At 39.4% G+C, this 7,189-nt stretch carries 5 protein-coding genes; 4 read left to right on the top strand and 1 reads right to left on the bottom strand.

From position 1 onward, the window contains the following. The coding region (locus tag ACLL8Z_RS06800) for a DNA cytosine methyltransferase (RefSeq protein WP_411274014.1) at positions 1-647 on the bottom strand (647 nt) is incomplete at its 3' end. Positions 648-1,404: 757 nt separating this feature from the next. Between ACLL8Z_RS06800 and ACLL8Z_RS06805 the strand changes: the two genes are divergently transcribed. The 4 genes from ACLL8Z_RS06805 to ACLL8Z_RS06820 form a co-directional block, all read left to right on the top strand. After that, a complete protein-coding gene (locus tag ACLL8Z_RS06805; RefSeq protein ID WP_411274015.1) occupies positions 1,405-2,757 on the top strand; it encodes an ATP-binding protein in 1,353 nt (450 codons plus the stop codon). 486 nt (positions 2,758-3,243) lie between these two features. Then, positions 3,244-4,104 carry an NmrA/HSCARG family protein gene (locus tag ACLL8Z_RS06810; protein WP_411274016.1) on the top strand — a complete coding sequence of 287 codons (861 nt, stop codon included), beginning with the start codon at positions 3,244-3,246 and terminating at the stop codon, positions 4,102-4,104. A 229-nt stretch (positions 4,105-4,333) separates the two neighbouring features. Then, positions 4,334-6,202, top strand: a complete 1,869-nt coding sequence (locus ACLL8Z_RS06815; RefSeq protein ID WP_411274017.1) for a sulfatase-like hydrolase/transferase — start codon at positions 4,334-4,336, stop codon at positions 6,200-6,202. A gap of 69 nt (positions 6,203-6,271) precedes the next feature. Further along, on the top strand, positions 6,272-7,189 hold a 918-nt coding region (locus tag ACLL8Z_RS06820), incomplete at its 3' end, for a sulfatase (RefSeq protein ID WP_411274018.1).

A 7,189-nucleotide genomic window follows, 5' to 3' on the forward strand; every position in this document is an offset into this window, starting at 1 on the left:
TTACCTTTTTCTCCAATGATAATTACTCGTCTGCGTTTTTGAAGTACGCCGTATTCTTCAGCATTTAAAACCTTGTAGTCCGCTGTATAACCAATTTCTGCAAAAAGTGCCATTATCTCGTGTAAATACGTTGCATTACCGGCTGTAAGTAATCCCAGTACATTTTCAAATACAAAGAATCGCGGTTTATAGCGAATTAGAAATTCAGCGTAGTAACGAAACAAAAAATTTCTTTTGTCGCCCTTCATTCGGTTGGGGTCACGGCTTCTACCAACAAGGGAATATGCTTGACAAGGTGGACCTCCAATTATTAAATCAACTTTCTTTGAATCAAGTTGCAAGTCAATCTTCGAAAAAATGTTTTTAATATTTTTGACTGTGATTTCTTCATTAATAACAGATTCAAGTAAATGCTGTGGAATGGTATTCCATAACTCACTTCTAGAAATATTTTGTTTCAAGTAAGCGTAATACGGATTAAACTTCTTCGTGTTTTTGAAATGATGAAAAGCAGCTCTTGTTCTCAAGGTGTCCGATGCTTCTGCACTCATTTCAACATGAGCAATCGGCTCAAAGCTTTCTCTAATAAACCCCTCTGAAAGACCACCAGCACCTGCGAAAAGGTCGATATAATTTAATTTGCTCATTTATTTCAGTGATCTTTTATTCTCCTATCTGATTAATTATTATTAGCTTCCATAAAGCACCTTCGTTATCAATGAGGTTGTCAGTATTGTGGACTAATTTGTTGCATGAGAATAAAGCATTCAATTGTTAAATATATAAAAATCTCAATCTAAGTCACTCAATATCATCCAGTGGAATTGGCCACACTAAAATCTGGCGAAGAATGCTTAAATGCGGATTAGAAAGAACACTTCATCTACTTGCGTGCTGGATGGTGCTGAGTATTAAAGTCTTAGATTCCGGGATCGGTAGGTTTAAGAGCATTGATTATTGTGAGCCTAGTATCCTAGTGAGTATATGAATGTAGTCGATCATTAAACTTTAAGTCCATTTAAGTCAATTTCATCGTTTCTGAGACAATAATGTCTTAATCGTTGTCTACATTTTCAATTATGTTGTAAAATACTTATAATCAGTAAAATACATATATCATTCAAATCCCACCCTCTCCGCAATTAAAAACCAATTAACCCTACTTAAACAGATAGGGTTTTTTGTTTTAGTAATAGGTATCAGGGCTATTTTCATAAATAAAATAATTTAGAATTAGTAAGCGGTTGAAAAAGTGTTAAGGCAGGTTGGAAAGTGGCCGGACTATCTTTAGCAGACTATTAATTACAGATTTTCTTAAAATTACCCCCATTCTATTACAAAATATCAAAAAATTAACCCTAATTTTATTACAAAATATAAGATAATTTACCCTAATTTTGTGATATGTTCAATAGATTAATCCTCAAAGAATTAGAAACATGGGCGGCTAAGAGCAATCGTAAGCCTCTGGTGATCAGAGGAGCAAGGCAGGTTGGAAAAACTACGGTTGTTAACCAGTTTGCCAGTCAGTTTGAACAATATATTTATCTGAACCTGGAACTAACTAACGACAGGCAGCCTTTTGAGCAATTCAGTACCATTGAAACACTGGTACAGACCCTGTTTTTCATCAAAAACCTGCCATTCACCAAAAAAAATAGCACCCTGATATTTATTGATGAAATACAGGAAGTGCCCGAAGCACTGAACATATTGAGGTATTTCTATGAAACAGAAAAAGGTATAGCTGTTATTGCAGCCGGAAGTATGCTGGAAACCCTGTTTGATAAAAATATTAGCTTCCCGGTTGGCAGAGTGGAATATAAAGTATTAAGGCCTGTATCTTTTCCGGAATTTTTAGAAGCATTGGGTGAAAAAGAGGCATTACAATACCTGTTGCAAATACCCGCCGCCCCGTTTACCCACAACAGACTTTTACAGCTTTTCCATACTTATGCGCTTATTGGAGGTATGCCGGAAGTGGTGGCGCATTATAGTCAAAACAAAGATTTAACTGCACTTTCTTCTATTTATGATTCTCTGATCACCGCTTATATAGATGATGTGGAGAAATATACCTCCACAGCCTCACAGGTTCAACACATAGGACATGCCATTCGAGCCTCTTTTTCACAGGCTGGAAAACGAATAAAATTTGAAGGTTTTGGTAATTCTCCTTACCGTTCCCGCGATATGGGCGAAGCGTTACGTACCTTAGAAAAAGCCCTGCTCATTCAACTGTTGTATCCTTGTACAAATGTGCAATTGCCATTATTGCCTGATCATAAAAAATCTCCCCGGTTGCAGGTGCTCGATACAGGTATGCTCAACTATTTTGCAGGAATACAAAAAGAAATATTGGGAACCATTGATTTAAATAAAGTTTATCAGGGCATTTTAATTGAACATCTGGTTGGGCAGGAATTATTGGCTACTCAATTTAATGCATTAAGCAGGCTTAATTTTTGGGTAAGAGAAAAACAGGGTTCCACCGCTGAAGTGGATTATATATGGCCATTTGATGGAAAACTTATACCTGTTGAAGTAAAATCCGGGACGGAAGGAAAACTGAAATCATTACATCTGTTTATGGATCTGGCACCGCATCCGATGGCAATTCGTTTTTATGCAGGAGAAATTAGTATCACTAAAGCATCAACGCCAGGCGGAAAAACCTATCATTTACTCAACCTGCCTTATTACTTAGTCTCGCAAACTGAACAATACCTGCAATGGTTAAAAACACAAATAAAGTAAGTCTTAAAACAGCTTAAGATTTTCACTATATTTGATATTAATAAGCAATAGCGTTATTTGGTCGAATTTGAAGGTGCCCTATTCGGTGCCCCCTAAAGGCTCAAAAAATATAAAATGCTGATTATGAGGTTACGATTTTAAATAAATTGTTCCCACCCTCTCCGCCATATGTTAACAAAAAAAGTCTTTTAAGCAATTAAGAGGCTTTTTTTAATCTTCATCCTAAAACGGATAGTAATAGGGATACTAAGCAAGTCATACTCCAATTATCATTAGCTGAAACTCGGTACCATCAACCCCTCCGCTAGTCATCTTCCTGCATAATACCTTTTAAAACTCAAGGAATCTCCCTGACGATTTGATTAAAATCGCGGTAAAGCACATCACATTAAAATCGAAATAATTGCAATAATTAACTGCTTGATAATGTTGCTATTGTTTTATATTTATTGTTAAAAGCTTGGTAAATGTTTAATGCAATAAATTATGTCAGAGAGCAAAAATATACTAGTAACCGGCGGAACCGGCAAGCAAGGCGGCGCTGTTGCGAGAAATTTAATTCAGAATGGCTATACAGTGAAAGTGCTCACAAGAAATCCAGATTCTCCTAACGCACTTGCTTTAAAGAACCAAAATGCAATCCTGGTAAAGGGCGACCTAAATAAACCTGAAACTTACCGTGAACACCTTAACGGGGTGCATGGGGTATTCAGCGTCCAGACATTTGAGAATGGAGTTAATAAAGAGATCTCGCAGGGTATTGGTTTAGCTACATTAGCGATGGAATCGGGTGTAAAACATTTCTTGTACTCCTCGGCGATTGCTGCGCATCTTAACACCGGAGTTCCACATCTTGACAGTAAGTTTGTCATTGAAAACCATATCCGACAACTGGCCCTGCCATATACCATCATACGTCCCGCTTCATTTTATGAGAATTTTCTCATACCCCAGGTCAAAAAGGGAATATTAAAAGGGAAACTTTCGCAGACTATTAACAGCGATACAATAATGCCCTACATTGCGACAGACGACATTGGCAAAGCTGCAGTGAAGATTTTTGGGAATTTTCAAGCATATTCAGGGAAAACGCTCACTTTAGGAAATGAACTGTTAGATTCTCTGCAAGTGGCAGAAAAATTTTCAATCGCATTAAACAAAAAAGTAGAATATAATCACTTACCTGGAATAATAGTAAGGTTGTTTTTAGGTAAAAGCCTGTATAAAATGTTCAGTTGGATGGATAAACATAGCAAACTGCTTATGGATGACGTGACATCGGACCGTGCAGAATTTCCAGAAATGATGCCTCTTTCAAATTGGATTAAGACGAATTTTAAGGCGTAGATATTTTAAGGGCATCAAATAAAACTAAACTATCCGAAATATGTCCGTGTTGTTTGTGGAATTCAGTGAATTTTTTACTTACAAAATTTATCCATGTCTTCAATACTGACAAAATCAGCCACCATTGTCCATAGGGGGAAACTCTTGACTGGCGATTTATTAATTAAACAGGGTCTGATTGGAAGGATTGAAACTATATTTACACCGAAAGCCTGGCCGCTATGTTATTATGAACACTTTAAAATCCTTTTTTTTGTTCCTGCTTACGGGTTATTCCTTAAGCCTGTGTGCCCAAAAACAGACGGACCGCCCAAATATTCTCTGGATTGTCAGCGAAGACAACAGTCCGCTGCTAGGTTGTTACGGCGACAAGTTTGCCACCACTCCAAATATTGATAAATTGGCCGCCCGGGGTGTGTTATATGAAAATGCCTTTTGTGCGGCCCCGGTTTGTGCACCTTCCCGATCAACGCTCATTACGGGTATGCTGGCTTCATCTATGGGCACTGAAAACATGCGTAGTGAGTATCCCATACCGGCATTTATTAAGTTTTTTCCCAGGTATTTAAGGGAAGCTGGCTATTACACGACCAATAGCGCCAAGAAAGATTATAACACCATCGATCAGCCCGAAGCATGGGATGAATCCAGTACCACCGCTACCTATAAAAACCGGAAATCCGGCCAGCCGTTCTTCGCCGTATTTAATCTTCAAGTTTCGCACGAAAGCAATATTCATACCCCTTTAGCTTCTTTAAAACATGATCCGGAAAAGGTGCCAATTCCCCCTTACCATCCGCGCACGCCCGAAATGAAACACGATTGGGCGCAATATTACGACAAACTGCAGACAATGGATGAACAGGTAGGTAAATTGCTGAAGGAATTAAATGAAGCAGGCCTCGAAGAAAATACCATTGTTTTTTATTTCAGCGACAATGGTGGTGTTTTAGGTCGCAGCAAGCGCTTTATATACGAGTCCGGGCTCAGGGTGCCTTTAATTATCCGAATGCCAGAAAAATTTAAAACTTTAGCTTCGGGTAAGCCCGCTTCCCGAACCGACCGCCTGGTTTCTTTCAAAGATTTTGCACCAACGGTTTTAAGCTTAGCTGGTGTGAAAGTGCCTAATTACATGCAGGGAAATGCCTTTTTAGGCCAGCAAAAGACTCAACCTGAAGATTATGCTTTTGGCTTTCGGGGCAGGATGGACGAGCGCACGGATTTAGTACGTTCTATCAGGAATAAAAGATTTAGATATGTCCGTAATTATATGCCGCACAAAATATACGGTCAACATATTTCTTATCTGTGGCAGGCACCCTCCATGGTATCTTGGGAAAATGCCTACCGGGCCGGTACTTTAAACCAGGATCAATCCCGTTTTTGGCAAGTAAAACCAACCGAGGAATTATACGATGTAACTGCCGATCCGCATAATATCACGAACCTGGCCGGCAAGCAGGCATATAAAAAGGTACTGGAAACCATGCGGGCTGATAATCGGAACTATTTAATAAAAACCAGGGATGCTGGTTTTATTCCGGAAGCTAAGCTATACGAAATCGCGAAAACCGGCACTGTCTACGATTTTGCGCAAAGCGAAAAATATCCCCTGGCAGAAATATTGGAAACGGCAGAAATGGCATCGACCCGGGATGCCGGCTCTTTAAATACACTAATCGAAAGATTAAACGATAAGAACCCGATCGTGAGGTATTGGGCCGTTATTGGATGTGTAATTTTAGAAAAAAAAGCGGCAGCAGCAAAACCCCAATTAAAAGCATTATTGTTGGATTCGGAACCGGCTGTGCGTATAGCGGCAGCCGAAGCGTTGTATGGACTGGGAGAAACAACGATAGCGCTACCCATTTTATCGCAAACCTTAATCAATAATAACCTGCATGCCCGGGTGCAGGCCCTGAATATTTTAGAAATTATGGGGCAGCAAGCGAAGCCAGCCTTAGCAGCCCTGAAGCAATTTGCTTCTCTCGAAAGCACCAGCAAGAGTCCCCAATCTATTCTCGATAAAAATTTTGATTATGATCTGAGAGCTGCGAAGGCCTTAATTGTCAAGCTCGAGTCTGGAGAGAAAAGGTAAATTGATTGATGTAAATTGCTTCTTTTCGATATTTGACTGTATTATAAATTAATCTGATTTTAAATATTTATGAAACATTTTAGATGGATTTTAGCCTGTTTAGTATTATTTGGATTATTTAGTTTCGAAAAGCCCAAATCTCCAAATACACAACCCAATATTTTGTTTGTTATCGCGGATGATTGGTCTTATGGACATGCCAGTATTTATGGTGATAATATTATTAAGACCCCTAATTTTGATCGTGTGGCGCGCGAAGGGGCTTTGTTTGATAATGCCTATTGTGCCTCACCATCCTGCGCACCATCCCGCGCTGCTATTCTTACTGGGCAATTCCCGCACCGCTTACAACAAGGTGCAAACCTATGGGGCGTTTTAAATAAAGAATACCCTAATTATACCCGCATCTTAGAGAGCCAGGGCTATTACGTTGGGCTTACCCGAAAAGGATACGGACCAGGAAATTTTATAGCCGGAGGTTATGATTTTAACCCTGCTGGCAAACCAAACCCAGACTTCGCTACTTTCTTTTCAAAAGCTCCTAAAGATAACCCGTTTTGTTTTTGGTTTGGCAGTACTGATCCTCATCGTGAATACGAATCAGGGTCAGGAAAAAAATCTGGAATGCAGCCAAGTAAAGTGCAAGTGCCGGCTTGGTTACCCGATTTCCCCATTGTGAGAAGCGATATTTTAGATTATTATTTTGAGATACAGCGTCTGGATAGAGAATTAGGTGAAATACTGAAAATATTAGAAGATGCCGGCCAACTGGATAATACCATTATAGTAGTAACCAGCGATAATGGTATGCCATTTCCGCGTGCGAAAGCTACATTATACGATTCAGGGGTCCGTATGCCGTTGGCCATCCGGTGGAAAGGTAAAATTAAACCTGGCCAGCGCATCAAAGAATTTGTGAGTTTAACCGATTTAGCACCTACTTTTTTAGAAGCCGCCGGACAAAAAGTACCTGTGCAAATGACCGGG

The organism is Daejeonella sp. (assembly GCF_046590655.1).
GTDB lineage: Bacteria > Bacteroidota > Bacteroidia > Sphingobacteriales > Sphingobacteriaceae > Daejeonella.